25 protein-coding genes are annotated in these 25698 nt (G+C 63.5%); 13 read left to right on the plus strand and 12 right to left on the minus strand.

Annotation, left to right across the window (positions count from 1 at the left end):
- Positions 1–32: 32 nt before the first annotated feature.
- The 5 genes from AQZ52_RS18955 to AQZ52_RS19190 all read right to left on the minus strand — a co-directional run bounded on the left by AQZ52_RS18955 (position 33) and on the right by AQZ52_RS19190 (position 4552).
- Positions 33–605, minus strand: coding sequence for a DUF3617 domain-containing protein (locus tag AQZ52_RS18955; RefSeq protein WP_240481401.1), 573 nt, complete (start codon positions 603–605; stop codon positions 33–35).
- The gene (hslO, locus tag AQZ52_RS01395; protein ID WP_067906168.1) at positions 602–1510 is read right to left on the minus strand and encodes an Hsp33 family molecular chaperone HslO; all 909 of its coding nucleotides are present in this window, start codon (positions 1508–1510) and stop codon (positions 602–604) included. The genes AQZ52_RS18955 and hslO overlap by 4 nt, the downstream gene beginning before the upstream one ends.
- Before the next feature lie 2 nt (positions 1511–1512).
- Positions 1513–2439, minus strand: coding sequence for an ornithine carbamoyltransferase (argF, locus tag AQZ52_RS01400; protein ID WP_067906169.1), 927 nt, complete (start codon positions 2437–2439; stop codon positions 1513–1515).
- Positions 2436–3629, minus strand: a complete 1194-nt coding sequence (locus AQZ52_RS01405) for an aspartate aminotransferase family protein (RefSeq protein ID WP_067906170.1) — start codon at positions 3627–3629, stop codon at positions 2436–2438. The genes argF and AQZ52_RS01405 overlap by 4 nt, the downstream gene beginning before the upstream one ends.
- A 140-nt stretch (positions 3630–3769) precedes the next feature.
- Positions 3770–4552 carry a cold-shock protein gene (locus AQZ52_RS19190; protein ID WP_067906171.1) on the minus strand — a complete coding sequence of 261 codons (783 nt, stop codon included), beginning with the start codon at positions 4550–4552 and terminating at the stop codon, positions 3770–3772.
- A 254-nt stretch (positions 4553–4806) separates the two neighbouring features.
- Between AQZ52_RS19190 and AQZ52_RS01415 the strand changes: the two genes are divergently transcribed.
- Genes AQZ52_RS01415 through AQZ52_RS01430 form a run of 4 tightly spaced genes read left to right on the plus strand, consistent with a single transcriptional unit; the run spans position 4807 to position 7504 of the window.
- Positions 4807–5598 carry a TerC family protein gene (locus AQZ52_RS01415; protein ID WP_067906172.1) on the plus strand — a complete coding sequence of 264 codons (792 nt, stop codon included), beginning with the start codon at positions 4807–4809 and terminating at the stop codon, positions 5596–5598.
- A gap of 28 nt (positions 5599–5626) precedes the next feature.
- Positions 5627–6061: a protein tyrosine phosphatase family protein gene (locus AQZ52_RS01420; protein ID WP_067906173.1), complete on the plus strand. Its 435-nt coding sequence runs from the start codon at positions 5627–5629 to the stop codon at positions 6059–6061.
- A 16-nt stretch (positions 6062–6077) separates the two neighbouring features.
- Positions 6078–6518: a hypothetical protein gene (locus AQZ52_RS01425; protein ID WP_067906174.1), complete on the plus strand. Its 441-nt coding sequence runs from the start codon at positions 6078–6080 to the stop codon at positions 6516–6518.
- Positions 6515–7504 (plus strand): sterol desaturase family protein, encoded by a 990-nt coding sequence (locus AQZ52_RS01430; protein ID WP_082697487.1) that lies wholly within the window; start codon positions 6515–6517, stop codon positions 7502–7504. The genes AQZ52_RS01425 and AQZ52_RS01430 overlap by 4 nt, the downstream gene beginning before the upstream one ends.
- Here AQZ52_RS01430 and AQZ52_RS01435 read toward each other — a convergent pair.
- Genes AQZ52_RS01435 through AQZ52_RS01455 form a run of 5 tightly spaced genes read right to left on the minus strand, consistent with a single transcriptional unit; the run spans position 7445 to position 14121 of the window.
- A complete protein-coding gene (locus AQZ52_RS01435; protein ID WP_067906175.1) occupies positions 7445–8914 on the minus strand; it encodes a hypothetical protein in 1470 nt (489 codons plus the stop codon). The two genes, AQZ52_RS01430 and AQZ52_RS01435, sit on opposite strands and share 60 nt — an antisense overlap.
- Positions 8915–8954: 40 nt before the next feature.
- A complete protein-coding gene (wecC, locus tag AQZ52_RS01440) occupies positions 8955–10274 on the minus strand; it encodes a UDP-N-acetyl-D-mannosamine dehydrogenase (protein ID WP_067906176.1) in 1320 nt (439 codons plus the stop codon).
- The gene (gene wecB, locus AQZ52_RS01445; RefSeq protein WP_156424740.1) at positions 10264–11385 is read right to left on the minus strand and encodes a non-hydrolyzing UDP-N-acetylglucosamine 2-epimerase; all 1122 of its coding nucleotides are present in this window, start codon (positions 11383–11385) and stop codon (positions 10264–10266) included. Before wecB ends, wecC begins: the two co-directional genes overlap by 11 nt.
- 53 nt (positions 11386–11438) lie before the next feature.
- A complete protein-coding gene (locus AQZ52_RS01450; RefSeq protein ID WP_067906178.1) occupies positions 11439–12425 on the minus strand; it encodes an agmatine deiminase family protein in 987 nt (328 codons plus the stop codon).
- A 4-nt stretch (positions 12426–12429) separates the two neighbouring features.
- A complete protein-coding gene (locus AQZ52_RS01455) occupies positions 12430–14121 on the minus strand; it encodes a M28 family metallopeptidase (RefSeq protein WP_082697488.1) in 1692 nt (563 codons plus the stop codon).
- Positions 14122–14249: 128 nt separating this feature from the next.
- Between AQZ52_RS01455 and glnE the strand changes: the two genes are divergently transcribed.
- The 6 genes from glnE to AQZ52_RS01485 all read left to right on the plus strand — a co-directional run bounded on the left by glnE (position 14250) and on the right by AQZ52_RS01485 (position 22204).
- The gene (gene glnE / locus AQZ52_RS01460) at positions 14250–16979 is read left to right on the plus strand and encodes a bifunctional [glutamate--ammonia ligase]-adenylyl-L-tyrosine phosphorylase/[glutamate--ammonia-ligase] adenylyltransferase (protein ID WP_067906180.1); all 2730 of its coding nucleotides are present in this window, start codon (positions 14250–14252) and stop codon (positions 16977–16979) included.
- Entirely contained in the window at positions 16976–17449 is a 474-nt protein-coding gene (locus AQZ52_RS01465; protein ID WP_067906181.1) for a peroxiredoxin, read from the plus strand. Before glnE ends, AQZ52_RS01465 begins: the two co-directional genes overlap by 4 nt.
- A 7-nt stretch (positions 17450–17456) precedes the next feature.
- The gene (locus AQZ52_RS01470) at positions 17457–18251 is read left to right on the plus strand and encodes a ferritin-like domain-containing protein (protein WP_067906182.1); all 795 of its coding nucleotides are present in this window, start codon (positions 17457–17459) and stop codon (positions 18249–18251) included.
- Between the two features lie 190 nt (positions 18252–18441).
- A complete protein-coding gene (locus AQZ52_RS01475; protein WP_067906183.1) occupies positions 18442–19161 on the plus strand; it encodes a M23 family metallopeptidase in 720 nt (239 codons plus the stop codon).
- A 178-nt stretch (positions 19162–19339) separates the two neighbouring features.
- Complete coding sequence (locus AQZ52_RS01480) at positions 19340–20878, plus strand: acyl-CoA synthetase (protein ID WP_067906184.1); 1539 nt, start codon at positions 19340–19342, stop codon at positions 20876–20878.
- A gap of 24 nt (positions 20879–20902) precedes the next feature.
- Complete coding sequence (locus AQZ52_RS01485) at positions 20903–22204, plus strand: cytochrome P450 (protein ID WP_067906185.1); 1302 nt, start codon at positions 20903–20905, stop codon at positions 22202–22204.
- Positions 22205–22213: 9 nt separating this feature from the next.
- On the opposite strand, the gene galU is transcribed toward AQZ52_RS01485, so the two are convergent.
- Positions 22214–23113: a UTP--glucose-1-phosphate uridylyltransferase GalU gene (gene galU, locus AQZ52_RS01490; RefSeq protein ID WP_067906186.1), complete on the minus strand. Its 900-nt coding sequence runs from the start codon at positions 23111–23113 to the stop codon at positions 22214–22216.
- 126 nt (positions 23114–23239) lie between these two features.
- Here galU and murA point away from each other — a divergent pair, with 126 nt between their 5' ends.
- From murA to AQZ52_RS01500, 3 genes are all read left to right on the plus strand, one after another.
- Positions 23240–24523: a UDP-N-acetylglucosamine 1-carboxyvinyltransferase gene (murA, locus tag AQZ52_RS01495; protein ID WP_067906187.1), complete on the plus strand. Its 1284-nt coding sequence runs from the start codon at positions 23240–23242 to the stop codon at positions 24521–24523.
- A complete protein-coding gene (locus AQZ52_RS18355) occupies positions 24523–24693 on the plus strand; it encodes a hypothetical protein (protein ID WP_156424741.1) in 171 nt (56 codons plus the stop codon). Before murA ends, AQZ52_RS18355 begins: the two co-directional genes overlap by 1 nt.
- 158 nt (positions 24694–24851) lie before the next feature.
- Entirely contained in the window at positions 24852–25448 is a 597-nt protein-coding gene (locus AQZ52_RS01500) for a chromate transporter (RefSeq protein ID WP_240481402.1), read from the plus strand.
- Here the strand turns inward: AQZ52_RS01500 and AQZ52_RS01505 are convergent.
- The gene (locus AQZ52_RS01505; RefSeq protein WP_067906189.1) at positions 25437–25673 is read right to left on the minus strand and encodes a ribbon-helix-helix domain-containing protein; all 237 of its coding nucleotides are present in this window, start codon (positions 25671–25673) and stop codon (positions 25437–25439) included. The genes AQZ52_RS01500 and AQZ52_RS01505 overlap by 12 nt on opposite strands.
- Positions 25674–25698 lie beyond the last annotated feature (25 nt).

Consider the following 25698-nt stretch of genomic DNA (forward strand, 5'->3'; position numbering starts at 1 on the left):
ATGGATCGCCCGTGGCAATCCTCGCCGCGAAATCAGGACGGGCAGGGGCCGAGCCGACGCACCTCGGCCCGCAAGTTGAACGGCAGACTCTGGGCAATACCCTGGGTCTCCAGCTGTACCAGCTGCGCGCTCTCGAAGCGGATCGATGTCTGCCCGTAGCCATTGCCAGGACAGGTGTAGTGCACGGTCACCATGTCCGGCGTATCCTGAAGCGTGAAGCTGCGGCAGAGGTCCCGCATATGCCGGATCTGGATGAGGCGCCGACCATTATCGATGCATAGCCGTGTCCGACCGCCGGCAAGCTCTCGATCGCGTACTTCCCACTGCCCGGGCTGAAGCCGGTCGAGCATTGCCAATGCCGGACGTTGGGCTGTCAGCGCGGACGGCACGAAGCCCATAAAGGCGGCCACGGCACAGCCTGTCATCCGGCCGAACGACCATAAGTCGGGTGGAAGGAAACGACGCGGCAGGCGGTTCATCTTATCAGGCGCGTCCAAAAGTGGCCGACCCCGCACCATGCCGGACCCGCCTTCGATGTTTATACGCCGATTTCTCTTTGCGTTAAAGTGTTCTCTGGAAGCGATGAACCGAATCGGATCGATCAATCGAGGTCAATCTCGAAGACCCGCGAACAAAACGCGCAATCAACCAGTATCAACCCCTCCTCATTGCGCATCTCTTCACGTTCGGCAGCGCCGAACCGCGACAGGACTGAGCGATAATAGTCGCTCGTGCAGCGGCACCCCTTGCTTACTCTCACCCCTTGCTCGACGCGGACTTCGCGCTCCTCATGAAAGAGCCGCCAAAGCAGGCTTTCGAGATCGAGTGCGGGATCGACAAGTTCCCCGGGCGTGACTGCGCCCCCCATGATCCGCATATGCTCCCACTCCGGATGGTCTAGCTGCACGTGCAGGCGTTCGCGGCCTTCCTCGCCTTCAGGAAGATGCTGAATGAGCAAGCCACCTGCGATGCAACCGGCGCTGCCGCTGCGTACGCCAACGCGAATGAGGGTCGGAATCTGCTCGGACTGGAAGAAATAACTCTCGCACGCAGCGGCGAGCGTTTCACCTTCGAGTGGCACGATCCCCTGATAGCGCTGCCCGGTGGTTACGAGATCAAAGGTGATAGCAAGGTAGCCATCACCAAACAGCGCATGCAGCGTGGGACTAGGGCCAAGATCGTCGAGGCGTGCGCGATCGAAACGGGCATAGCCGCGCAATTCCCCAGCCCGATAATCGCAGACGAGCAGATCGACGACGCCGTCCTGAGTCTGCGCCTGCATGGTGAGTTGCCCCTGATCGTCCTTGAGCAACGACCCCAACAGCGCCGCGAGCACCAGCGCCTCGGCGAGCAAATGACGGATCGGTGCCGGATAGGAATGCGCCGCGATCACGTCGTCAAGCACGGGCCCAAGCCGCACCACACGGCCGCGCGCGTTGCGCTCTGCCACCGTGAACGCCAAGACCTGATCAAAACCGGTTGAGCTCGGCGAAGCCGCAATGCCTGCCATGGTCAGATCTGACCGAACGCCCAGCGCAGGATCGACTTCTGCGCGTGGATGCGGTTTTCCGCTTCATCCCAGACGAGCGACTGCGGACCGTCGATCACGTCATCGGTCACTTCCTCGCCACGGTGCGCGGGAAGGCAATGAAGCAGCACTGCATCGTGTTTCGCTTCGGCCATCAACGCTGCATTCACTTGGAAGGGCGTCATTGCGGCCAGCTTCGCGTCGGCATGAGCCTGCCCCATCGAGATCCAGGTGTCAGTAACTACCACGTCGGCCCCGCGTACTGCCTCCGCTGCGTTACGATGGAGCGTAATATTCGCACCCCCAGCCTGTGCTGCCGCGATGAAGCCCGCATCGCTCTCGTAGCCCTCGGGTACGCCGATGCGGACATTGAACTTCATCAGTCCGGCTGCTTCGACGAAAGAGTTGAGCACATTGTTGCCGTCGCCCAGCCAAGCCACTTCCAGTCCGGGCAGCGCCTTGCCGTGTTCCAGCAAGGTCTGAAGATCCGCCACGATCTGGCACGGATGCGAAAGATCAGTCAGACCGTTGATGACCGGCACTGTGGCGTGGTGCGACAGCTCCTCCAGCTTTGCGTGATCGTCGGTGCGCAACATGATGGCATCGGCCATGCGGCTCAGCACGCGGGCCGTATCGGCAATCGTTTCGCCGCGCCCCAGTTGCGTGGTGCCGGCATCGAGCACTATGCTGCTGCCACCCAATTGGCGGATCCCGATATCGAACGAGACCCGAGTACGGGTCGAGTTCTTCTCGAACACCATGGCGAGCACGTGCCCCGCGAGCGGCACATCGGCGTCATGCCGTCCCTTGGGATAGCCCCTGCGCGCAGCCTTCCGGTCCATGGCGTCGCCCAGAATGGCGGCAAGCGCATCACCGCCCGCATCGCTCAGGCTGAGGAAATGCCGGGTCATGCCGGCTCGGCCTCTACCGTGTAACTCGCCGTGGCGGCCGAGAGCTTCTCCATGAACTCGTCGATATGGCTATCATCGATGACGAGTGGCGGCAGGACGCGGAAGGTCATGTCGCCAGCGGCAACGGTCAGCAACTGGTGGTTGTCGCGCATGTGGGCGACGAAGGGGCGCGGCTCGATTTTCATCTTGACGCCGAGCATAAGGCCCCGGCCGCGGACGAGCTCGAACATATCAGGGTAGTTCCCGATGAACTGCTCCAGCCGACCGCGCAGGCGTTCCCCCTTCGCCTTGACCTCGGCGAGAAATGCCGGTTCGGCGACCACGTCAAGCACGGCCTCGGCAGCAGCCATCGCAAGCGGATTTCCGCCGTAAGTGCTGCCGTGCGTGCCGATGACCATGCCGCGAGCCGCTTTCTCGGTCGCAAGGCATGCGCCGAGCGGGAAACCACCGCCGATGCCCTTGGCACTCGCCATGATATCCGGGGTCACGCCATACTGTTCGTAGGCGTAAAGATCGCCAGTACGGGCAACGCCGCACTGCACTTCGTCGAAAATCAGCATGAGGTCATATTCGTCGGCCAGCGCGCGCAGACCCTGCAGGAACTCTGGCGACGCATCGCGAATGCCGCCCTCGCCCTGGATCGGCTCGACAAGGAAACCGGCCGTGCGCGGCCCGATCGCCGCGTTCACGCCTTCGAGATCGTCGAACTCGACATAACGGAAGCCCTCGAGCAGCGGCATGAAGCCCTTGTGCATCTTTTCCTGATTAGACGCGCTGATCGTTGCCATCGTGCGGCCGTGAAAGGCATTCTTGAACGTGATCAGCTCAAAGCGCTCGGTGTTTCCGGCATGCTGGTGGTAGGCGCGCGCGGTTTTGATCGCGCATTCGACCGCTTCGGCACCGGAGTTGGTAAAGAACACCGTATCGGCAAACGTGAGGTCGACCAGTCGCTGCGCGAGGTGCTCGCCCTGCGGGCTACCGTAAAGGTTGGAAACGTGCATCAGCGTAGCCGCCTGATGTTGGATCGCGCCGATCAGATGCTCATTGCTGTGGCCGAGCAGATTCACTGCAATTCCGCTGGCGAAATCAAGGTAGCGCGTACCGTCTTCGCTGATCAGGTGACAATGCTCTCCGCGCACCGGACGCACGCCACACCGGGGATAGACGGGCATCAACGGGGTGATCGACATGACACGGTTCCTTCCTGCTAGAGCTCCCGTTTCTGTGGGAGTATTGTCGCAAACGACAAATGGCGACCCCTGAGGGCCGCCACTTGCGGTTCTATGGAGACACAGGCCATCGGCACGCGGCCGATGGCGCTCTGCCAGTCTCAGTCTTGTCGCGGTACCAGGTTCACGGCCGAATACTTGCCGCGACGGTCCACTTCGAGATCAAACTCAAGCTTGTCGCCCTCGTTCAACTCGCGCATGCCTGAGCGCTCGACTGCGCTGATGTGCACGAACGCATCAGGCTGGCCGTCATCGCGCGTGATGAAGCCGAAGCCCTTCATGGCGTTGAAGAACTTGACTGTTCCGGTCGCCTTTTCGCCGGTCAGCTGGCGCTGCGGCGCGGCAGGCTTTGCCGCAACCGCAATCACATCGCCAACCACCTGCAGGTCTGCGGCCGAGACCTTCCCGCCGCGATCCACGAGGTTGAACTCGAGTTGCTGCCCCTCGGCCAGACCTTCAAGGCCTGCCCGCTCGACCGCGCTGATGTGAACGAACACGTCTTCGCCGCCGTCTTCACGCTGAATAAAGCCGAAGCCCTTCTGCGAGTTGAAGAACTTAACGACACCCTTGCCAGTGCCGACGACCTGGGCCGGCATACCGCCGCCAGCGCGCGGGCCGCCGAAGCCGCCGCCACCACCGCCGCCCCGCGGACCACCGCTGAAACCTCCGCGATCGCCGCCGCCGAAACCGCCACGGTCACCGCCGCCAAATCCGCCGCGATCACCGCCGCCGAAGCCGCCGCGACCACCACCGCCGCCAAAACCGCCACGGTCGAAGCCGCCGCCGCCGAAACCACCGCCGCCGTAAGGGTCGAAGCCGCCCTCGTCACCGAACCCATCGCGCTTGTCGCGTCCGCGACCCCGCCGCCCTCTGTCAAAACCCATAAAAACCAATAAACCTTCGTTCCGCCCCTGCTTTCCTGGGTGCCGCAAGCCGGACGCGGCTGCCGACGGCACAACAAGGGAAATACGCGAGACTCCGCTCGCCTGATCCTCTGCATCTAGCACTATAACCAACAAAAGCATCCAGCGCGAACGGATTCGTTGTTTGCTGAAATGGCCCGGTCCATGAGTGTGGCCATTCTACCATGATTGCGCGGCTCTTGCCCTTGGCAGAGGCTTTGGGCAAAGCTGCCGCAATGCACTTGCTATCCCTTCTGGCAGACCCTGCGGCGTGGGCGGCGCTTGTCACGCTCGTCCTGCTCGAGATCGTGCTCGGCATCGACAACCTCATCTTTATCGCGATTTTGTCGAACAAGCTGCCGGCTCATCAGCAAACCAGAGCACGCCGTATCGGTCTGCTGCTGGCGCTGGGCTTGCGGCTGGGGTTGCTGACACTTGTGGGCTGGATAGTCACGCTCACTACACCGCTGATCGATCTGGGCCTGTCCGGCGCTGTCGGCGAACATGGCGAGCCGGTATTCGAGACGGCGCTGTCCGGGCGCGATCTCATCCTGATCGGCGGCGGCCTGTTCCTGCTCTGGAAGGCGACCAAGGAAATCCATCACACGATCGACCCCGAACCCAGCGGCGAACTGCTCGATCACAAGGGCCATGGCAAAGTTGCTGCTGCCAATTTCGGCACCACAATCGCCCAGATCATCGCGCTCGATCTCGTGTTCTCGATCGATTCGATCCTCACCGCAGTCGGCATGACCGACGAGATCGCGATCATGATCGCTGCCGTGATCCTGACCGTCGGCCTCATGATGATCGCGGCCGATCCGCTTGCGAAGTTCATCGAAAAGAACCCGACGCTGGTGATGCTGGCGCTTGCGTTCCTGGTGATGATCGGCCTCGTCCTACTTGCCGACGGCTTCGGGATGCATATCCCCAAAGGCTACATCTATGCCGCAATGGGCTTCTCGGTCTTCGTCGAACTGCTCAACATAATCGGCCGCAACCGGCGTGCGCGCCGCAATAATGCCTGACGCACAGGTGCCAGAGGAGAGTTTGTCTATGTTCCGCCAGATCGACGAAACGACTTATGCCAGCCCGCAGATCGAGGTGGCCGACGTGGCTGAGGCACACGCGATGGGCATCGGCATGATCATCAACAATCGGCCCGAAGACGAGTCGCCCGATCAGACACCCGGTGCGGAAATCGAAGCAGCAGCGAAAGCCGCCGGCATTGCCTATGTCGCGATACCCGTGACTCATGCCGGATTCTCGATGCCGCAAGTCGAGGCCATGCAGACCGCCCTTGCCGAAGCGGGTGGCAAACCGGTTTTGGCCTATTGCCGCTCGGGCACCCGCTCCACCCTGCTATGGGCGCTCGCGCAGGCCCGCAGCGGGATGGCGACTGATGCCATTGCAGCCCATGCCGCCGGTGCCGGCTACGATGTGGGGCCGATCATGCCGCAGCTCGATTTCCTCGCCGCGCAGGCAAACTGAACCGGGATTCGAAGCCGTGTCTCCGCTCACTGCCCTCCTCGCTCTGCCCGGTGCGGCCATTGCCTTGCAGGCTGCGGGCTCGCTTGTCGCCGTGCTGCTCGTTTTCATGCTCGTCAATGCGCTCGACTTGGGCGGCGATGTCCGGATTGCCGATGAGGCGGAAGCGCGGGCTCTGGCCAACCAGGCAAGCTGCGGCTTCGATCCGGTCGATGTCGCACTGGACCGCGCGCGGATCGGCGCTCTCCTGCGCAACCGCGCGGGGGAAGTCATGTTGATCCGACGCCATGGCGCCCGCTTTGCCGCTCGTGTGCTGACCTCGCATGCCGGGGCTCGTCTGGACCGCGGTTTCCTGACACTGTCGACCGACGATACTCATTTCGGCAGCATCACGCTGGATCTTGGTGACAAGGCGCAGGTCTGGGCTGCCAGTCTCCGCCGGCTGGGAGCCCGGGCATGAAGGCCCTGCTCGAGCCCGTCATCACGGCACTTAGCCAACCGATCACGCACCCGATCGATGTGATCGCCTATGCGGTGCCGGCCTTTGTCGCGCTGATCCTGATCGAGATCGCGTGGGCCCGCCGTCACGCCCCCGCGGCGTACGAGGCGCGCGACATGCTGACCTCGCTACTTATGGGTCTTGGCAGCACGATCGCCGGGGCGTTGGTGGCTGGCGCAATCTATGCGGCAGCCACATGGCTTTTCGCGCACCGTGTTGCGACGGTACCATTTGCCTGGTGGTCATGGATCGCGGTGCTGCTGCTCGATGATTTCAACTATTACTGGGCGCATCGCACCGGCCACCGGGTGCGCTGGTTCTGGGCGGCACACGTCAACCACCATACCAGCCAGCACTACAACCTCAGCACTGCGCTGCGGCAGACATGGACAGGCTTCTTCGCGCTGTCATTCGTCTTCCGCATTTGGCCTGCTTTCATCGGCGTGCCGCCCGAGATGCTGTTGACCATCGGTGCGGCAAACACGGTGGGCCAGTTCTGGATCCATACCGAAGCGGTCCGCCGCATGCCGGCCTGGTTCGAGTGGGTGTTCAACACGCCTTCGCACCACCGTGTCCACCATGCGACGAACCCGCTCTATCTCGACCGCAATTACGCGGGCGTGTTCATGTTCTGGGATCGGCTGTTCGGCACCTTCCAGCCTGAACTCGATGAGGAGCCGGCTAGCTATGGCGTGATTCGCCAGCTCGGCACCTTCAATCTGCTTCACAGCGTGTTCCACGAATGGAAGGCCATGCTCAGGGATTTCGCCGTCGCTCCCTTGCGCTACAAGATTGCCTATCTGGTGCGCGAACCTGGCTGGAGCCACGACGGCAGCCGCGAAAGCAGCGATACAATCCGGTCTCGCTGGCTGGAACGGAACACCGCTTCAGCGCCCGATCAGGCCCAACGCATGGCGAATGAAGGCATCGCGGTCAGCCACCCATAACATTTGCTGCGGCAGGCTCGGGTCCGCATAGGTCCAACCGTCAGCCGAGTAGACTTTGCCGAACGTCCCGTGGGTGTCGAACGCGAGGGAGACTGCGCGCTGTTCGGATCGTGTGGTGAGCCCTTCGCCCAAGATCGTCGGTGTGCCGGGCTGGAATCCCCGCCCCCAGGGTCGTAACGCGAAAACGTAGGGCTCCTTGCGGTAGCTCAGCACCGAAGTGTTGAAGAACACGGAGAGGTATACCTTGTCGAGCACGGCCAGCGGTGCGGGCGGCATGCTCCACGCGGATGTGGCAATCACCGGCCAGGGGTAGTGCTGAGGTGCGCCGTAAAGAATCTCGCTGCGCAGATCGACCAGGGCATCGCGCGGCTCCTGCGGCGAAGGAACGCGTTCGATCCGCAGATTGTTGGACCAGGTGAAGCCGAACGAGGAGGCATCGATGAGCGGCATGGCCGAGGGCGGTCCGCGTCCCGGCGCGTTCGACGCCGTGACGTTCTCGTATATCCGCAGGTAGGCCTTGTCCTTCAGCTGATGCCCGCTTGCGATGTTGCTCCAGCCTTGCTGGCCCTGCCAACGCGAGTTGCGGAAATGCGAGACCAATGTGCCGTTGATATAGCTGCCGTGTTCTTGATCGGCATTGGTGCCGACATTGCCGGTGATCTCACTGTCCTCGACATAGAGCATGGTCTCGCCGCCCGGCACGAAGATTGCGTTCTTCCCGCCGAATATCTTCGACCGGCGCACGACGGCCGTGAACAGTCCCGGCGGTGTGCCCCCGAAGGTTTCGAGATGAAGGGCGCCCATCGGCTGGATCGCGCCGGGAAAATCGAGCTCGATGTCGCGCATCTCGAAATGGATCCGTGCCCGGCCCATCTCGAGTGCCCGCATCCCGAGAACGGCCCACTGGTCGCCGCTGCGGAAGGTCACACGCTCCCCAGGGACAGACGAGCGGAAGATGTACTGCGTGCCGTCGAGATTGCCGACAATGTCCGGCAGGCTCGGCGCGAAGGGGTAGACGCAGGGCCGCCCCGCCCGGTCCCGCGCCTCGTAGACGAATTCCATCCCGCCCTCGGCACGGCCATAGAGCGAGCTGACATCGTTGCCCTGATAGACCTCGCGGCCAGCCTCCTGCGAGGCATCACACTTCACGAAGAAGCGATTGGCGGGCCGGCGCAGCCCCTGCATCGGCATGTAGAAGGGATAGCTCGCATCGTGCGCGGCATAGCCAGCCGGTGTTGTTGGTGGCGGCAAGTCCGGAGGGACCACGGGCTGCAGCGGCGGCACAGCTGGCGGCTGCCCGGCACCCGCACCGCGCGCTGCGGTTTGCGCGTTGGATTCGCTGTCCAATCCGCTGCAGCCGATCATGCCAAGGACCGCGAGGCCGGCGGCCAGCCAGAGGGGGAATCTCATGGCGATCTTTCTGGCCACGGGCAGGCTCGCCCGCACGCGCTCAGCTGGCGAGCCGCAGCGCGGTGCCGGCGGTGTCCGCGTCCGGCTGGTCTGGCCAGATGCCGCGCGTATCGTAGACCACCTTGCCGCTGCGTTCAGCCAGCGGGACGACCTTGAACACATCGTGATCGACCAGCACGATCAGCAGGTCGCAGGTCTCGAGTGCATCGTCGAGGTCGATCAGGTCCGCGCCAGTGTCGGTGAACTCGACGGGCAGCGCAATGGCGTAGGGCTCCACGATGCTCACGCGGTTGCCATACTTGCGGGCGATCCGCGCCGCAACGAAGCGCGCCGGGCTCTCGCGGAAGTCGTCGATATTGGCCTTAAAGGCGAGGCCGAGGCAACCAATCCGCGCATTGGGGTGGGCTTCGATCAGATCGGTGGCCCGCGCGATCACGTGGTGCATTTTCTGGTCGTTGACCCCCCGCGCGGTGCGGATTAGCGGCGTATCCTCAGGCGCGCTCGCCACGATGAACCACGGATCCACAGCGATGCAGTGACCACCGACACCGGGACCTGGTTGCAGGATGTTGACGCGCGGGTGGCGGTTGGCCAACCGGATCACTTCCCAAACGTCGAGGCCCATGCGATCCGCCACGATAGAGAGTTCGTTGGCGAAGGCGATATTCACGTCGCGGTAGGCGTTCTCGACGAGCTTGGTCATTTCGGCACTGCGCGCGTCGGTCGTGACGCAAGTCCCGCGCACGAAGCGCTTGTAGAAGGCCAGCGCCTTGCGGGCGCAACGCGGGGTAATGCCGCCGATGGAGCGGTCGTTGTTGGTGAGTTCCTCGAGAATGCGGCCCGGCAGCACGCGCTCGGGGCAATAGGCGATCGAGACGTCCGGCGTCTCGCGGGTGAGGCCCGGAAACTTCAGGTCGGGACGCAAGCCCGCCATCAGATCGCGCATCGCATGCGTGGTACCGACAGGGCTGGTTGATTCGAGAATGACCACGTCGCCGGGCTTGAGAACGCCGGCCACTTCGCTCGCGGCGGCCTGGACATAGGACACGTCGGGGGTGTGGTGGCCGTCCTTCGCAAACGGCGTCGGCACCGCGATGACAAAAACGTCGGCGGGTTCGATCTGGGTCGATGCGCGCAGCAGGCCGCGCTGGACAACGCCTTGCACCAGCCCGTCGAGATCGACTTCCTCGATATGGATTTCACCGCGATTGATCGTGTCGACCACGCTCTGCGTGACATCGAGGCCCAGCACCGGGCAGCCCGAACGAGCGATGATCGCAGCCGTGGGAAGTCCGATATAGCCGAGGCCGACAACGCAGACCTGTGGCTTCTGATCGCCGTTTCCGATTTTAGCGGACATTCCCCAAGAGCTCCACGATACGCCGCGCGGCGCGCCCATCCCCGAAGGGATTGTGCGCGCGCGCCATGGCCGAATAGGCAGCCTTATCGTCGAGCAGGGTAAAGATTTCGGAAACTATGCGGGCTGTTTCGGTGCCGACGAGCTTCGCCGTGCCCGCCTCGACACCCTCAGGCCGCTCGGTCGTCTCGCGCATCACAAGAACGGGTTTGCCGAGGGCAGGCGCTTCTTCCTGAACACCGCCGCTGTCGGTCAACATGATCTCGGCAAGGCCGAGCAGGCGGGCAAAGTGCGGGTAATCAAGAGGCTCGATCAGCGCGACATTGGGAAGGTTGCCAAGCGCGTTTTCCATGACCCTGCGGACATTGGGATTGGGGTGGACCGGGAAGATCAGCGCCACATCCTCGCGCGCGGCGATCTGTCGGATTGCCTCGGCAATGGCCTCCAGCCCGCCACCGAAGTTCTCGCGCCGATGGCTGGTCACGCCGATGATCCGCTTGCCCGCGAACCGTGCTTCGAGCTCGGCCAGGCCGCTCGCCAGCGAAGGCTCGGCGACAATCCGGTCCGAAACCCACTGCAGCGCGTCGATCACCGTGTTTCCGGTCACGTGGATCGCATCTGATGCGACGTTCTCCGCGCGGAGTGCCGCAGCAGACGTCTCGGTCGGCGCGAAGTGCAGGGCTGCAATCGTCCCGATGATCTTGCGGTTCACCTCTTCTGGCCAGGGGTGATAGATATTATGGCTACGCAGCCCCGCCTCGACATGCGCGACCGGAATCTTGCGATAATAGGCTGCCAGTGCCCCGGCCATCGCCGTTGCCGTATCGCCCTGGACCACAACCCAGTCAGGCTTCTCGGCATCCATCACCCCGCCAAGGCCGGTGAGCAAGGCGGCGGTGAGGCCATCGAGAGTCTGATCGGGCTTCATCAGATCGAGATCGTGATCCGGCACGATCCCCGCTATCGCGAGTACCTGATCGAGCATGCCGCGATGCTGCGCCGAAACGCAGGTCACCACGCGAAAGCGCGGGTCGGCGGCAAGCGCATGCACTACCGGAAACATCTTGATCGCTTCCGGGCGGGTTCCGAAAACCACGAGAATTGTCTGGGTCATGCACTGCCCCATACCATCAGCGGGTTAAGGGGCACATAACCGGGTTTGGCGGTTCAGGCCGAAGGCATCTGCTGGCTGGAGCAATGGAAACCACCGCCGCCCGCGAGCACCGCATCGGCTATGAGCCCGATGACCGCGCGGCCGGGGAAGAGTTCGGCAATCGCTGCGACGCCATCTTCGTCGTGCTGGGTTCCGAACACCGGCACAATAACCACATTGTTGGCAATAACGAAGTTCATGTAGCTCGCCGGCTGGACCATGCCGCCCCATTCCACGAGGCCGGGCGAGGGCACTTCGACCACCTCCACACCGAAATCGCGCGCCCGTGTCGCTGCATCGGCATAGATCGCGGCATTGGGATCGCCTGGTCCCGTCGCACGCGGCAGTGCCAAGCGGTTGGGTGCGACAAAGCGCGCCAGATTGTCGACATGGCCATCGGTATGGTCGTTGATAAGGCCATCCCCGAGCCACAGCACGCGGTCAAACCCCAGATCGCGTGCGAGCCGCTGTTCGAGATCGGCTTTGGCCAGCGCCGGATTGCGATTGGCATTGAACAAGCATTGCGCCGTTGTTGCGACCAGCCCTGTTCCGTCACCATCAAGTGCGCCGCCTTCCAGAATCCAGTCGCTGCGGTCCGCCTCAAGCCCCGCACTTGCTGCCAGATCAGCGCCGATGGCCTCATCTCCCGGCATCAGGTACTTGCCGCCCCAGCCGTTGAAACCGAACAGCCGTGCGCGGCGCTCCCCGCTGCCACAAACCACCAGCGGCCCCGTATCGCGCAGCCAGACGTCTCCATAGACCCGGCGCTCCAACGTGACGGCGCTAGAAACCAGGCTGCGTGCGCGCGCCTCGTTCGCCGCATCGCGCACGATCAGGCGCACCTGCTGCCCGCTATCGGCAACGGCGCTCGCAAACGCGGCAATCTGCTCCTGCGCGGTATCGATCACGCCGGACCATTCCTCCGCAAGATGCGGAAAGCCGATCCAGAGCCAGTCCTGCGGATGCCATTCAGGGGGCATACGCAGCGTGGTGTCGGTCATGGGATTATTTGCCCTTCGCTTCGGCCAGGCTCTTGTCGCGGATGGCGCGGAATTCGTCGTTCGGGTGCCAATTGGGCCAGACGGTGCTGTCGGCCAGTTCGCGGCCAAGCCGGTAAAACAGCTTCACATCCTGAACCATGCCCGAAATGTCCCAGCTTTCCTGATACTGGTCGCTAGGCTGGTGATAGCGGACATTGACGTAGTCATCCGCAGCAGCCTGGCCTGCAGCCTTGCCGCCCACCACGAGATCGGTACCGCGACCGAGATCGAACATCGGCACACCGCGCTTGGCCAGGCTGAAGTGGTCCGAACGGTAGTAGTGCCCGCGCTCGGGATGTTCCTCGGGCGCTTCGCTGAGGCCCATATCGCCCTCAACCTTGCGCAGAATCGTGGTTAATTCGGACTTGTCACCGCCGGTCACCGTAATGTCTTTCGCGGGGCCGCCGACAGCCAAAGCGTCCATGTTCACGCCCCCGACGGTTTTCGCCAGCGGATAGACCGGGTTCTGCGCGTAATATTCGGATCCGAGCAGACCGGACTCCTCGAGCGTAACAGCAAGGAACACCTGGCTGCGCGCGGCGGCGCCCGCTGCCTTGTTCATCTTGGCGAGAGCCGCCAGCGCGGCAACGCCGGTCGCGTTGTCGACCGCGCCGTTGCAAATGTCATCACCCGTCGCGTCGGCTTTGCAGTGGCCGAGGTGGTCCCAATGCGCGCTGTAGAGCACGTATTCATCAGGCCGCGTCTTGCCAGGTAACACGCCGATCACATTGTGCGAGTTGGCCTTCTCGATCGTGTTGTCGAACTTGAGGCTGGCTTTTAGGCCCAACGGCACCGGCTTGAAGCCCTTCGCTTGCGCAGCGGCCGTCAGTACGGCGAGGTCCTTGCCCGCAGCCCTGAGGATCGCTTCGGCAACCGGCTTCTGGATCCAGCCATTGGCCACAGTCTGATCAGCGCCATCATTCGCGGTCTGCACGAAGTGCTGCGCTCCTGACCAGCTCGATTCGACCACCTGCCAGCCGTAGGCCGCAGGGAACGTATCATGGATGATGAGCGCCCCGGTCGCGCCCTGCCGCGCGGCCTCCTCAAACTTGTAGGTCCAGCGGCCGTAGTAGGTCATCCGGCGCCCCCGGAAGAGACCGTTCTCGCCTTCCAGTGCATAGTCCGGATCGTTGACGAGGATGACGGCGGTCTTCCCATGCATGTCGAGGCCGGCGTAATCGTTCCAGCCCAGTTCGGGCGCATTGATTCCATAACCGACGAATACAAGTTCACTATCCTTGACCGCTGTGTGCGGCGTAATTCGATAGCTGCCCGCCACGAAATCGGTTGAGGGTTTGAAGGTGAGCGTCTGTGCGCTGCCCGTAATAGTAAGCGGGCTGCGGTTGATCGCGGTGATTGTTGCAGTCGGGACGTCCTGCAACCACGTCGGTTTGCCCTCCGGTCCCTTGTTGCCGGGACGAAGACCCGCTGCCTCGAACCGAGCGATAATTGCATCGAGTGTCTTTGGCTCGACAGCAGTCCCCGGCCCACGCCCCTCGAACGCGTCCGAAGCCAGCGTGCGAATGGTGTCACGCATCAGCCCCTCGTCTACCGGGGGGACCGCAGGCGTGGCATGGCCGGCGGCCAGCGGCATGGCTAAAACAGCACCGCTCAGCAGGTTTAAAACCTTGCTAACGAACGATTTTCTGTTCTTCATCCTAATTCTCTCATCATGTTTGCAGACGCCGCGTGCGACCATACGCGCACTCGTGGCAGACCCCCTGCCCGCTGACAAGACGAACGCTTGCGCTTGATCGCCCGCGGCCATCCGGGCATCGCAGCAGGATGACCGCCAGCTCCGCAGCTCCGGACTGGGCAAGTGCCCTCCACCGCGCCCGCACGGAAGCGCCGTTCCTGTGCCGCGGTCTCGACCGCTTGCCCGATCTTGCTGCCATTCTCGAAGCCGGCAGGATCGAGGAAGCCCTTGCAGTTGCCCATACTGCCGGCTCGAACGAACCTGACGCCGGCATCGCGCTGCGCCGTGAACGATTTGCGCTCGCCGTGGCCCTCGCAGTCGGCGATCTTGCTGGCGCGCTGCCGCTTTCCCGCGTCATGACCGAACTTTCCGTCTTTGCCGACCGCGCACTCGACACGGCCATTTCGGCCGCCATGCGCCGCCGTGTGCCAGATGCGCAGCCGCAGGGATTTTCCGCTATTGCTTTGGGAAAGCATGGCGCGGGCGAACTCAACTACTCGTCCGACATCGATCCGATCCTGCTCTACGACCCCGAACTGTTGCCCCGCCGGGAGCGCGACGATCCCGCCGAAACCGCACAGCGGATCGCGCGTACCGTGGTCGAACTCATGAGCGCCGTCACCAGCGAAGGCTACGTGTTTCGCATCGACTTGCGCCTCCGCCCCGCCGCCGAAGTCACGCCGCTGGCGCTGCCTTTTGCCGCGGCGATGGCGCATTACGAATCAAGCGCCCTCGCATGGGAGCGCGCCGCCTTCATCCGCGCTCGTCCCGCCTCCGGCGACATCGCGGCGGGCCAGGTATTCCTCGATGCCATTCGCCCGTTCGTTTGGCGCCGCAGCCTTGATTTCGGCGCGATTGCCGAGATCGGGCGCCTCACAACCCGCATTCGCGAGCACTATGCCGGTGGACAGTCTGTCGGCCCGGGATACGACCTGAAGCGCGGACGCGGCGGCATCCGCGAGGTTGAGTTCTTTGCCCAGACACACCAGCTGATCCACGGTGGTCGCAATCCGGCACTGCGCCAGCGCGGCACGCGCGCAGCGCTCGATGCGTTGGCAGAAGCCGGCATCGTTTCGACCAGCGACGCAGAACTCCTAGGCACCAGTTACGACCGACTGCGCACGCTGGAGCACCGCCTCCAGATGATCGCCGACCAGCAGACCCACAGCCTTCCGACTGATCAGGCCCTGCTGGAGGCGGTCGCCCGCCTCGATGGCCTCCCCTCAGGCGCTGTGCTCGTGGAAGAACTTGCGCACATTTCCGATGCCGTTGGGAGCCGCTTCGACACGCTGATCGCTACATATGCTCCGACCGGCGCAGTCCCGGTCGCGACCCACCCACTAGAACTGGAACTGAAGGCACTCGGTTTTGCCGATCCCGGCGCACTCGCGACACGCATAGAAAGCTGGGACAATGGTCAATACCGCGCTCTGCGCAGCGCAGAAGCCCGCTCGGCCTTCGCGCGCCTGCGCGACACTCTGCTCGGCGCGCTCGCCGCTGCGCCCGATCCGGAGCGAGCCCTGCTGCGCTGGGAAGGCCTTCTCGCCGGGTTGCCGAGCGCAATCAACGTGTTCCAGCTCCTCGAAGCCCGCCCTGCACTTCTCGGCGTGGTGATGCGCGTACTTGCCCATGCCCCCACCCTCGCAGACGAGCTAGCCCGCCGCTCGGACCTCCTCGACACGCTGATCGACCACAGCGCCTTCGAACTCCCTGGCAGCGCAGAAGACCTCGCGGCCGAATATCGCTGTGGAGAGGCGGGCGATGACTACCAGTGCCTGCTCGATGCCGTACGCCGCAAGGTAGGCGAATGGCGCTTTGCTCTTGGCGTCCAGCTGATCGAAAGCCAGGCAGGCAAAGCATGGCGCGATCCGCTCGATGTTGCGGCAGCCTTGTCGCGGATCGCCGAAGCGGCGATCGCGGTTCTCGCCGAGGCAGCGCGCGACGAGTTTGTTCGTCCACACGGCCAGATTTCGGGCAGCGATCTCATGATACTCGGGCTGGGCCGACTAGGCGGCGGCGCGCTGACCCATGCCTCGGACCTCGATATCGTGTTTCTATTTAGCGGTGATCATACCGGCGAGTCCGACGGAGCCCGCCCTCTGGGCAGCACGCTTTACTACAATCGCCTCGCACAACGTGTGATCGCAGCACTTTCTGTCCCCACCGCTGCAGGTGCGCTCTACGAGGTCGACGTGCGCCTGCGCCCGAGCGGCGAGCAAGGACCGCTTGCCGTGAGCCTTGAAAGTTTCGCGCGCTATCAGCGCGAGGACGCCTGGACCTGGGAGCATATGGCGCTGTGCCGGGCACGGCCCTTGTTCGGCAAGCCGGCAGATTGCGCCCTGCTCTCGGCCATCATCGCCACTGTACTGAACCGTCCGCGCGATCCCGAGAAGCTCCGCGCCGACGTGCTCGCGATGCGCGCAGAGATGGCCCTGCACAAACCGCCAGGCGGACCGCTCGATGTGAAACTCGCACGCGGCGGGCTCGTCGATCTGGAATTCCTCGTCCACTACCTGCAGCTATGCGAGCGCACAGCGCTTGATCCCGATCTCGGCTGCGCCCTTGACGGACTGATTGCCAGCGGCGTGCTGACACCGCCCTTGCGCGCAGCGCACGATCTGCTCGCGCGCTTGCTGGTTGTGGTGCGTCTGGTTGCCCCTGACGGACGCTTTCCGCCCGAGGCGAGCCGCGTTATCGTTGCGCGTGCGTGCGGCCTTCGCGACTGGACGGGACTGCAAGCGGCCGTGCTGGCAGCGCGATGCGACATCGCAGCCTGCTGGCGCAGCGTGTTTGGCGAAGAACTGGAGATTTCTGAATGAGCGAGACCATCGGCGCGGGCACTAAGCTGCCGGATGTTGCCATGACCACACCCGAGGGCGGCACCGTGAAGCCGTCTGATTTTCTCGGCCGCAAGCTGGTGCTGTTTTTCTATCCAAAGGACGACACGCCGGGCTGCACGACCGAGAACAAGGACTTCTCGGCTTTGGCTGCCGAGTTCGAGGGAGCAGGCACGGCGCTGCTCGGCGTGAGCAAGGATCCGCCGAAGAAGCACCTCAAGTTCATCGAGAAGCACGGCCTTGCCGCCCCGCTCGCTACCGATGCCGAGGAAGGCGGCTTGTCCGACGCGCTTGGTATATGGACCGAGAAGTCGATGTATGGCCGCACATACATGGGCATGGAGCGCACCACGTACCTGATCGGAACGGATGGGAAGATCGCGCAGGTCTGGTCCAAGGTGAAGGTCAAGGACCACGCGGAAGAGGTGCTCGCCGCCGCCAGGTCGCTCTGAGCGATCGATGACCTACCCTTCTGTTGCCGCAGCGATTCGGGCGGCGATGCTGACCGCCCAGCCTGCGGCCAAGGCTATGGCGGCGCGCTCAGTTCGGCGGGACTGGGCAGCCGGACGGCTGACCTTTGCATTTGATGTGACCATGCCCGAAGCGCCGGCGCGTCCGGCGCGACCTGAACTGCTGCCGCCCAATGCTATGCCAAAGCGCGGGCGCGGAGGATCGGAGCGCGGACGGATCGCGCTGCTCCATGCGCTGGCACATATCGAGTTTGTCGCGATCGACCTGGCGCTCGATGCTGCGGGTCGTTTCGGCCGCGAACGCGGCGCGCAATTCGTAACAGACTGGCTTGATGTTGCAGCCGACGAGGCGATGCACTTCTCGCTGCTTGCGCGCCGCCTGCTCACGCTTGGTTCGAATTATGGGGCGCTGCCGGCCCATGATGGGCTGTGGGATGCGGCGCGAGAGACGGCTCATGATCTTGCTGCGCGCCTTGCCGTGGTTCCGATGGTGCTGGAAGCGCGCGGACTGGATGTTACACCAGTAACTATCGAGCGTTTTATGGCTGCGGGAGACCTACGCTCGGCGCGCATTCTCGAACGTATCCTGACCGATGAGATCAGGCATGTGCGCTGCGGCACAACCTACTTCCTTGCCCTGTGCGATGAACGCGGAGAATCGCCCCCGGCGCTGTGGGGAACCCTTGTCGCGCGGCATTTCCGCGGGGCTGTTAAGCCACCGTTCAACGACTCGGCGCGTCGTGCAGCCGGTTTATCGTACGAATTGATGACAGGGGTTGTCTGATTAAGACACTTCCCACTAACCGATTTCGGTCGGGGTTGCGGGAAGGATTTCCGCTTAGGCCTCAGGGAAGTTACCAGGCAGACCGGAACGATCCGGCAGGTTGTTGGCAGCTTTCAAACGGTTTGCCGGTTGGTCGAAGCTGCACGGATGATGCTGCGGACCGAAGGCGAAAAGGGGTTAGCGGGTCGTAATGCTCAACAACAGAATTTTGAAACTGGTGCTCGGCTCGATCAGTGCCGCCGCCTGTTTCTTTTCGGCCCCCGCCATGGCCAACAGCGCTGCTTCCGCGGATATTGCCGCGCCGCTACGCGCTGCCGAGGCTGCCCGCACCGGCACGTCCGCCACGCCCGCCGATGATGAATTCCACAAGCTCTTCGCCAGCTGGAAGGCGCTTGAAGGCAGCTCCCAGATTGCCGCAGCCGCTTCGTCGCAGCGCAGCAACGGTGTTTCGATCCCCTCGCTGGTCCCTGTTACATCGAACCGCGCCATGAGCAGCGGGTTTGGCATGCGCGTCCACCCGGTGCTCGGCGGTCTGCGCGCCCACAAGGGCATAGATCTTCCCGCCACCACCGGCACCCCGATTCACGCCTCGGCTGATGGGGTGGTTGGCAAGGCTGACTGGTTTGGCGGCTATGGCCTCTTTGTCGAGCTTGAGCATGGCGGAAGCATGGAAACCCGTTACGGCCACATGTCCCGCATCGCCGTTGCCGAAGGCCAGCACGTTCGCAAGGGCGACGTGATCGGCTATGTCGGTTCGACGGGCCGTTCGACGGGATCTCACCTTCACTACGAAGTGCGTATTGGCGGTGAAGCCGTCAATCCTATTCCCTACATGCAGACTGTTGCCCCCGGCATCGCGACCGACACCGTGCTGGCGCAGAGCGATGCGCCGGCCGCATTCGTGCGCTGAGCGGCTGCAGCACCCACATCTTGGAGAGGATGGGAAGAAGGCGGCGGAAACGCCGCCTTCTTCTTTTATGGCATCCGGAAACCGCCACAGCTGACGAATCCCGTTGCGCACTTTAATCGAGCGGTTAAACTCAGTGCGAACGCGGCCTGATCGAGCCGCCGATCCTGAGAGGATGCGCATGCACTACCACCCAAGTTTCCACGCGCGGACCAATCCCGAAAAGCCGGCCGTGATCATGTCCGGCAGCGGCGAGGTGGTCACCTATGGTGAGCTGGAAGCGCAGAGCAACCGCTTCGCCCAGTTGCTCCGAGCACGTGGGATCGGGATCGGCGATACCATCGCACTGTGTTTCGAAAATCATCCCGTCTTCTTCTCGCTCTGCTGGGGCGCGCAACGTGCCGGCATCGTCTATGTCGCCATCTCGTCGCGCCTTGCTCCGCCCGAGGTGGCCTATATTGCGCGCGACAGCGGCTCCCGGCTCCTCGTGGGCAGCGGCACGCTCACACCACTGCTCGATGCCGTGGCCGAAGCGGCACCCGAAGTGCCGCAATTGCGGCTCGGTGGATCGGGTGACCATGATCTTGCCGCTGCGCTGGGCGCCATGCCGATCGAGCCCATTGCCGATGAACGTGCCGGTTGCGACATGCTCTATTCCTCAGGCACCACCGGCAAGCCCAAGGGCGTGCGTGTACCCCTCCCTGAAGATCCGGCGATCGGCGGTGCCAATTCGCTGATCATGCTCGCTGGCGGACCGTTTGGCATCCGGCCCGATGCGGTCTATCTCTCACCCGCGCCGCTCTATCATGCTGCACCGCTGCGCTGGTCAATGACGATCCACCGGTTTGGCGGCACTGTCGTCTGCATGGAAAAGTTCGATGCCGAGAAGGCGCTGGAAGCCATCGAACGCTACAAGGTTACCGATAGCCAGTGGGTGCCAACGCACTTCGTGCGCATGCTCAAGCTGCCGGAGGAGGTCCGCGCGCGCTACGATCTTTCGTCGCTCCGCGGCGCGATCCATGCGGCCGCGCCCTGCCCTGTACCGGTGAAGCGCGCGATGATCGAATGGTGGGGGCCGGTGCTCAACGAGTACTACGCCGGCACCGAGGGCAACGGCTTCACCTTCATCTCGAGCCCGGAATGGCTGGCGCGACCCGGCTCAGTCGGCCGCGCGCTGCTCGGCACGATCCGCATCTGCGACGAAAACGGCGATGAAGTGCCGCGGGGCACCGAGGGTCAGGTCTTCTTCGAGGGTGGCAATCCATTTGCCTATCACAACGATCCGGACAAGACGCGCGATGCCACGAACAAGCATGGCTGGACCAGCCTTGGCGATGTGGGCTGGGAAGACGAGGACGGCTACCTGTTCCTCACCGACCGCAAGAGCTTCATGATCATCTCGGGCGGGGTCAACATCTACCCGCAGGAGATCGAGAACCTCCTGATCACCCATCCGAAAGTGGCCGATGTGGCGGTTATCGGCGCCCCCGATGCTGATATGGGCGAGCGTGTTGTCGCCGTTGTGAAACCGCATGACATCAGCGAAGCGGGCCCCGAACTGTCCGAGGAACTCACCGCCTGGCTCGCCCCCCAGCTTAGCCGCGTGAAACTGCCCCGCCAGATCGATTTCCGCGCGGAGCTGCCGCGCGAGCCGACCGGCAAGCTGTTCAAGCGCCTGCTGCGCGACGAGTACAAAGCCGCAGCAGCCTCTGCCGCCTGATTCCCATTATCAAGGACCCTCACCATGGCCGCTACTGCTGACCGCGTCGTTCCAGAGGAAATCGGCCGGGCCGTGATAGATCCCGCCGCCTATGCTGCGTGGGATCCACTGCTCGACCAGTTCGATACGCTGCGCGAGGAAGGTCTGCAGGTCGCACAGGTCGTGTCGTCTGCAGATCTCCACGAACCGTTCTGGCTGGTGAGCGGGTTCGATGAAGTCATGGCTGCGAGCAAGGACAACGCGACCTTCCTCAACCACCCGAAGCCGACCGTTTTCACGTTGCGCAGCACCGATGTGCTGGCCCGGGCGATTACCGGGGGCAGCCCGCACCTCGTACAGTCGCTGGTCCAGCTTGATGCGCCGCTGCACCCCAAGCTACGGCGACTTACGCAGGACTGGTTCATGCCGAAGAACCTGCGTACGATCGAGGAGCGCACCCGAAAGATTGCCGAAGCGACCGTCGACCGCCTGCTGGCGGCGGACGGTGAGGGCGATTTCACAAAGCTGGTCTCCTCTCCCTACCCGCTCCATGTCGTGATGCAGATCCTAGGCGTACCGGAGGAGGACGAGCAGCGCATGCTGGTCCTGACCCAGCAGATGTTCGGCGGGCAGGATGAGGATCTCAACCAGTCGGGCATCAAGGACTTGCCGCCCGAGATGATAACCCAGATCGTTGCCGGCGCGGTCAGGGACTTCGAGGCCTACTTCGCCGCTCTCGCGGCAGAACGTCGCAAGAACCCTACGGATGATGTGGCAACCGTGATCGCTAACGGCACGATCGACGGCGAGCCGCTCGATGACGTTGTCACCGCCGGCTACTACATCATCACAGCGAGCGCCGGGCACGACACCACTAGTGCCTCGACCGCGGGAGCGATGCTCGCCCTCGCACGTGATCCCGCGCAGTTCGCTCGCGTCAAGGCTGATCGCAGTCTGCTGGCTGGCATTGTCGAAGAAGCGATCCGATGGACCACGCCGGTGCAGCACTTCATGCGCACCGCTGCAGCAGATACCGAGCTTGGCGGGCAGAAGATCGCCAAGGACGATTGGCTGATGCTCAACTACGTGGCAGCCAATCACGATCCGGCGCAGTTCCGCGATCCGCGGCGGTTCGACGCGGCGCGCGAGGGCAATCGCCATCTAGCCTTCGGGGCCGGCGCCCACCAGTGCCTAGGCCTTCATCTCGCGCGACTCGAGATGCGCATCCTGTTCGAGGTACTGCTTGACCGGTTGGAGAGCGTGGAGCTCGCCGGAGACCCGGCGCGGGCCAAGTCGACCTTCGTAGGCGGGCTCAAGCGCCTCCCGCTGCGGTGGAAGGCGTCCTGAACCTAACTGTTATTGGGCTAGCAGTCGGCGCATGATGGCGCGAACGTCGTCCGCCATGTCGGGCCGTTCAAGCGCAAGCGCAAGCGTCGCCTCGACGAAGCCAGCCTTGCTGCCACAGTCGAAGCGTCGGCCGGTAAAGGTCACTGCGTGGAACGGCTGGCTACCGATCATCCGGGCCATCGCATCGGTCAACTGGATTTCACCGCCTGCTCCCTTTTCCTGGCCTTCCAGGGTGCGCATCACTTCCGGTTGCAGAATATAGCGCCCGGAAATGATGAGATTTGAGGGTGCGTTCTCGCGCTTCGGCTTCTCGACCAGTCCGGTGACTTCGGTGAGCTTGTCCGAAACCCGCGCGCCAGGAGCGATCACACCGTAGCTGGAAACCTCCTCTTCCGGTACTTCGAGCACACTGATCAGATTGCCCCCCACTTCATTGTAGGCATCGACCATTTCCTTCATGCAGCCAGGCGTGCCGATCATCAATTCGTCCGGCAGGAAAATAGCGAACGGCTCGTCGCCAACGATCGCGCGCGCGCACCAGATCGCGTGACCGAGACCCATCGGAACCTGCTGACGGACAGTCACAAGATTGCCTGGAAGGATGCGGGTCGGATCGAGAATCGAGAGATCCTTGCCACGATCGCTGAGCGTGCGTTCGAGTTCGAATGCCGTGTCGAAATGCTCGACGATCGCGGTCTTGCCGCGGCCGGTCACGAAGATGAGCTGTTCAATGCCTGCCTCGCGCGCTTCGTCCACCGCGTACTGGATCAGGGGGCGGTCGATGATCGGCAGCATTTCCTTGGGAATCGCCTTCGTCGCGGGAAGAAAGCGCGTGCCCATGCCCGCAACGGGAAAGACTGCTTTGCGGATAGGCTTGCGAAGCGCCTGCCAAGCGGTGCTGACGGTCATTTGGTGTATTGTCCCCTCGATATCCGGTCGGGCTTTGTCCCCGGTTGCACTGTGACATAACGTAGGCCTGTTGCGCCATCATTTCGACCCTGTTGCGCCGCATGGCAAACAAGCTAAACGACCGCGATGGACAAGATCATTATTCGCGGCGGCAATCGCCTTTCCGGCACGGTTCCAGTCTCTGGCGCCAAGAACGCCGCCTTGACCCTTCTGCCATGTGCGCTTCTGACCGAAGAGCCGGTCACCTTGCGCAACCTGCCCCGTCTTGCCGACATCGACGGCTTCCAGCATCTGCTGAACCAGTTCGGCGTCTCCACTTCGATCGCCGGGGCAAGGCCGGAGGATTTCGGCCGAGTGATGACCTTGCAGGCCACCCGGCTAACTTCGACCGTCGCGCCCTACGACCTGGTTCGCAAGATGCGCGCCTCAATCCTAGTGCTCGGACCTCTACTGGCGCGCGCAGGAGAGGCCACAGTTTCGCTGCCTGGGGGCTGTGCAATCGGCAATCGTCCGATCGACCTCCATCTCAAAGCACTTGAGGCATTCGGCGCCCATATCGAACTCGCCGCCGGATATGTTCGCGCCATCGCGCCGGATGGGGGATTGCCGGGTGGTGCCTACAGCTTCCCCGTCGTCTCGGTCGGCGCGACAGAGAACGCCTTGATGGCAGCGGTGCTCGCACAAGGCACCAGCACTCTTCACAACGCCGCGCGCGAGCCCGAGATAGTCGATCTGTGCAATCTGCTTGTCGCCATGGGCGCGCAGATCGAAGGCATCGGCACATCCGATCTCACCATTCATGGCGTTTCCCGCCTGCACGGGGCGACCTACATGGTCATGCCTGACCGCATCGAAGCCGGCAGCTATGCCTGCGCTGCGGCCATCACCGGAGGCGACATCACCCTCGCGGGCGCACGCGCGGAAGACATGGCTGCGACGATCCAGGCGCTGCATGATGCGGGAGTGTTGGTTGAACAAGTGCGCGGAGGCATCCGTGTCGCAAGCGATGGGCAGCTGCGCCCGGTCACCCTCTCCACCGCTCCCTATCCGGGCCTTGCAACCGATATGCAGGCACAGCTCATGGCGATGCTGTGCCTAGCCAACGGCTCGAGTGTCCTGACCGAGACGATCTTTGAAAACCGCTATATGCACGTGCCCGAACTCAACCGGATGGGCGCACATATCGAGACAAAGGGCCGCACGGCGATCGTCCACGGTGTTGATCGCCTCACCGGAGCCCAGGTCATGGCCACAGATCTGCGAGCTTCCATGAGCCTCGTGATCGCGGGGCTTGCCGCAGAAGGCGAAACGACCGTGCACCGGCTCTATCACCTCGACCGCGGCTACGAGCGGCTTGAGGAGAAGTTCGCACTGATCGGTGCGGACGTGGAGCGCGTCGGCGGCGACTGATGGCTACGCCGATGCTGGCGGAGCTGACGCGGGTCGCGCGGCGGGCACTGGGAACCCGCTTCAAGCTGGCGTTGGCGGGTACTGGCCGCACGTGCCTGGGCCTGCTGCACACGCTCTTCCCGCCGGTGATCCTCGGTGCTGGCCTGATCGGGGCAGCAGCTGCCAAGTAGTCGCGCAGTGGCTCGGCGTGCATCATGCCGCGTCTGGACATGGCCCGCTTCCGGCGGCGGGCGCGCTTGCCGCTCTGCCCGTCCGAACCGTCGCACTGTGGCTCCTCATCTGGGCGCTGCCGCTCGTGATGGTATTGGTCGCACTCGGTCCAGACCACGTGCTGTGGCAGATCGGCCTTTTTTTCTCTCGCATCGCCGTCGTGACCTTCGGAGGAGCCTGTGCGGTGCTCGCCGACATGACACAGGAAGCCGTCGGCGGATTTGGCTGGTTGTCGCCCGGCGAGATGGCCGACGGCCTCTTCCTCGCCGAGACAACCCCCGGCCCGCTAATCATGGCAACGCAGTTCGCAGGCTTTATCGCCGCTGGGAGCCATCCGGGCAGTCTCTCGTCGCATGCGGCTGGCCTCCTCGGTGCGGGCCTGACGACGTGGGTCACATTTGCACCATGTTTTCTGTGGATCTTCGCCTGCGCACCATGGATGGAGCGGTTGGAGCGGGCCGAGCGTCTTCAGGGCGCACTTGCGGCGATAACGGCCGCAATCGGCGGCTTGATCGCCAATCTCGCGCTATGGTTCGCGCTTCACGTGCTGTTCCGCAGCGTTTCGGTGGCAGGTCTGCCCGTGCTCTCCAGCCTTGATTGGCGAGCGACCGTGATTGCTGCCGGCGCAGCGCTCCTGCTCTTCCCTCTGAAGTGCGGGATCATGCCAACCCTCGCCCTGTCCGCAGCGGCGGGTCTGGCCTTCTCAGCCTTCTAGCGCACGCGCCGCCAGCCAGAGCCGGATCGCCCCGGCGAGACCTGGTGGCGTTTCGGCGCGGATGCGCTCCGCATCGATCCGCGCCACCAGAGCGTTGATCGGCACGCCCTCGTCTTCCGCAACGCCCCGTAGCATGTCCCAGAACAGCGGCTCGAGGCTGATCGAGGTCTTGTGCCCCGCGATCTCGACCGAGCGCTTGACCGGAGGGTGATAGGGCGAGTTCATTCGGACAGGGTACGAGAAATTCGGG

The sequence above is a fragment of the Novosphingobium fuchskuhlense genome (genome assembly GCF_001519075.1).
Classification (GTDB): Bacteria; Pseudomonadota; Alphaproteobacteria; order Sphingomonadales; family Sphingomonadaceae; genus Novosphingobium; species Novosphingobium fuchskuhlense.

Bases quoted from the DNA above. Each gene is read 5' to 3' on its own strand.
- AQZ52_RS01480 (WP_067906184.1), top strand. From the start codon at position 19,340: ATGCACTACCACCCAAGTTTCCACGCGCGGACCAATCCCGAAAAGCCG.
- AQZ52_RS01475 (WP_067906183.1), top strand. From the start codon at position 18,442: ATGCTCAACAACAGAATTTTGAAACTGGTGCTCGGCTCGATCAGTGCC.
- AQZ52_RS01415 (WP_067906172.1), top strand. From the start codon at position 4,807: ATGCACTTGCTATCCCTTCTGGCAGACCCTGCGGCGTGGGCGGCGCTT.
- hslO (WP_067906168.1), bottom strand. From the start codon at position 1,510: ATGGCAGGCATTGCGGCTTCGCCGAGCTCAACCGGTTTTGATCAGGTC.
- AQZ52_RS01405 (WP_067906170.1), bottom strand. From the start codon at position 3,629: ATGTCGATCACCCCGTTGATGCCCGTCTATCCCCGGTGTGGCGTGCGT.
- AQZ52_RS18355 (WP_156424741.1), top strand. From the start codon at position 24,523: ATGGCTACGCCGATGCTGGCGGAGCTGACGCGGGTCGCGCGGCGGGCA.
- AQZ52_RS01450 (WP_067906178.1), bottom strand. From the start codon at position 12,425: ATGACCGACACCACGCTGCGTATGCCCCCTGAATGGCATCCGCAGGAC.
- AQZ52_RS01430 (WP_082697487.1), top strand. From the start codon at position 6,515: ATGAAGGCCCTGCTCGAGCCCGTCATCACGGCACTTAGCCAACCGATC.
- galU (WP_067906186.1), bottom strand. From the start codon at position 23,113: ATGACCGTCAGCACCGCTTGGCAGGCGCTTCGCAAGCCTATCCGCAAA.
- AQZ52_RS01465 (WP_067906181.1), top strand. From the start codon at position 16,976: ATGAGCGAGACCATCGGCGCGGGCACTAAGCTGCCGGATGTTGCCATG.
- AQZ52_RS01470 (WP_067906182.1), top strand. From the start codon at position 17,457: ATGACCTACCCTTCTGTTGCCGCAGCGATTCGGGCGGCGATGCTGACC.
- murA (WP_067906187.1), top strand. From the start codon at position 23,240: ATGGACAAGATCATTATTCGCGGCGGCAATCGCCTTTCCGGCACGGTT.
- wecB (WP_156424740.1), bottom strand. From the start codon at position 11,385: ATGACCCAGACAATTCTCGTGGTTTTCGGAACCCGCCCGGAAGCGATC.
- argF (WP_067906169.1), bottom strand. From the start codon at position 2,439: ATGACCCGGCATTTCCTCAGCCTGAGCGATGCGGGCGGTGATGCGCTT.
- glnE (WP_067906180.1), top strand. From the start codon at position 14,250: ATGACCGCCAGCTCCGCAGCTCCGGACTGGGCAAGTGCCCTCCACCGC.
- AQZ52_RS01485 (WP_067906185.1), top strand. From the start codon at position 20,903: ATGGCCGCTACTGCTGACCGCGTCGTTCCAGAGGAAATCGGCCGGGCC.
- AQZ52_RS01505 (WP_067906189.1), bottom strand. From the start codon at position 25,673: ATGAACTCGCCCTATCACCCTCCGGTCAAGCGCTCGGTCGAGATCGCG.
- AQZ52_RS19190 (WP_067906171.1), bottom strand. From the start codon at position 4,552: ATGGGTTTTGACAGAGGGCGGCGGGGTCGCGGACGCGACAAGCGCGAT.
- AQZ52_RS01455 (WP_082697488.1), bottom strand. From the start codon at position 14,121: ATGAAGAACAGAAAATCGTTCGTTAGCAAGGTTTTAAACCTGCTGAGC.
- AQZ52_RS01420 (WP_067906173.1), top strand. From the start codon at position 5,627: ATGTTCCGCCAGATCGACGAAACGACTTATGCCAGCCCGCAGATCGAG.
- AQZ52_RS01435 (WP_067906175.1), bottom strand. From the start codon at position 8,914: ATGAGATTCCCCCTCTGGCTGGCCGCCGGCCTCGCGGTCCTTGGCATG.
- wecC (WP_067906176.1), bottom strand. From the start codon at position 10,274: ATGTCCGCTAAAATCGGAAACGGCGATCAGAAGCCACAGGTCTGCGTT.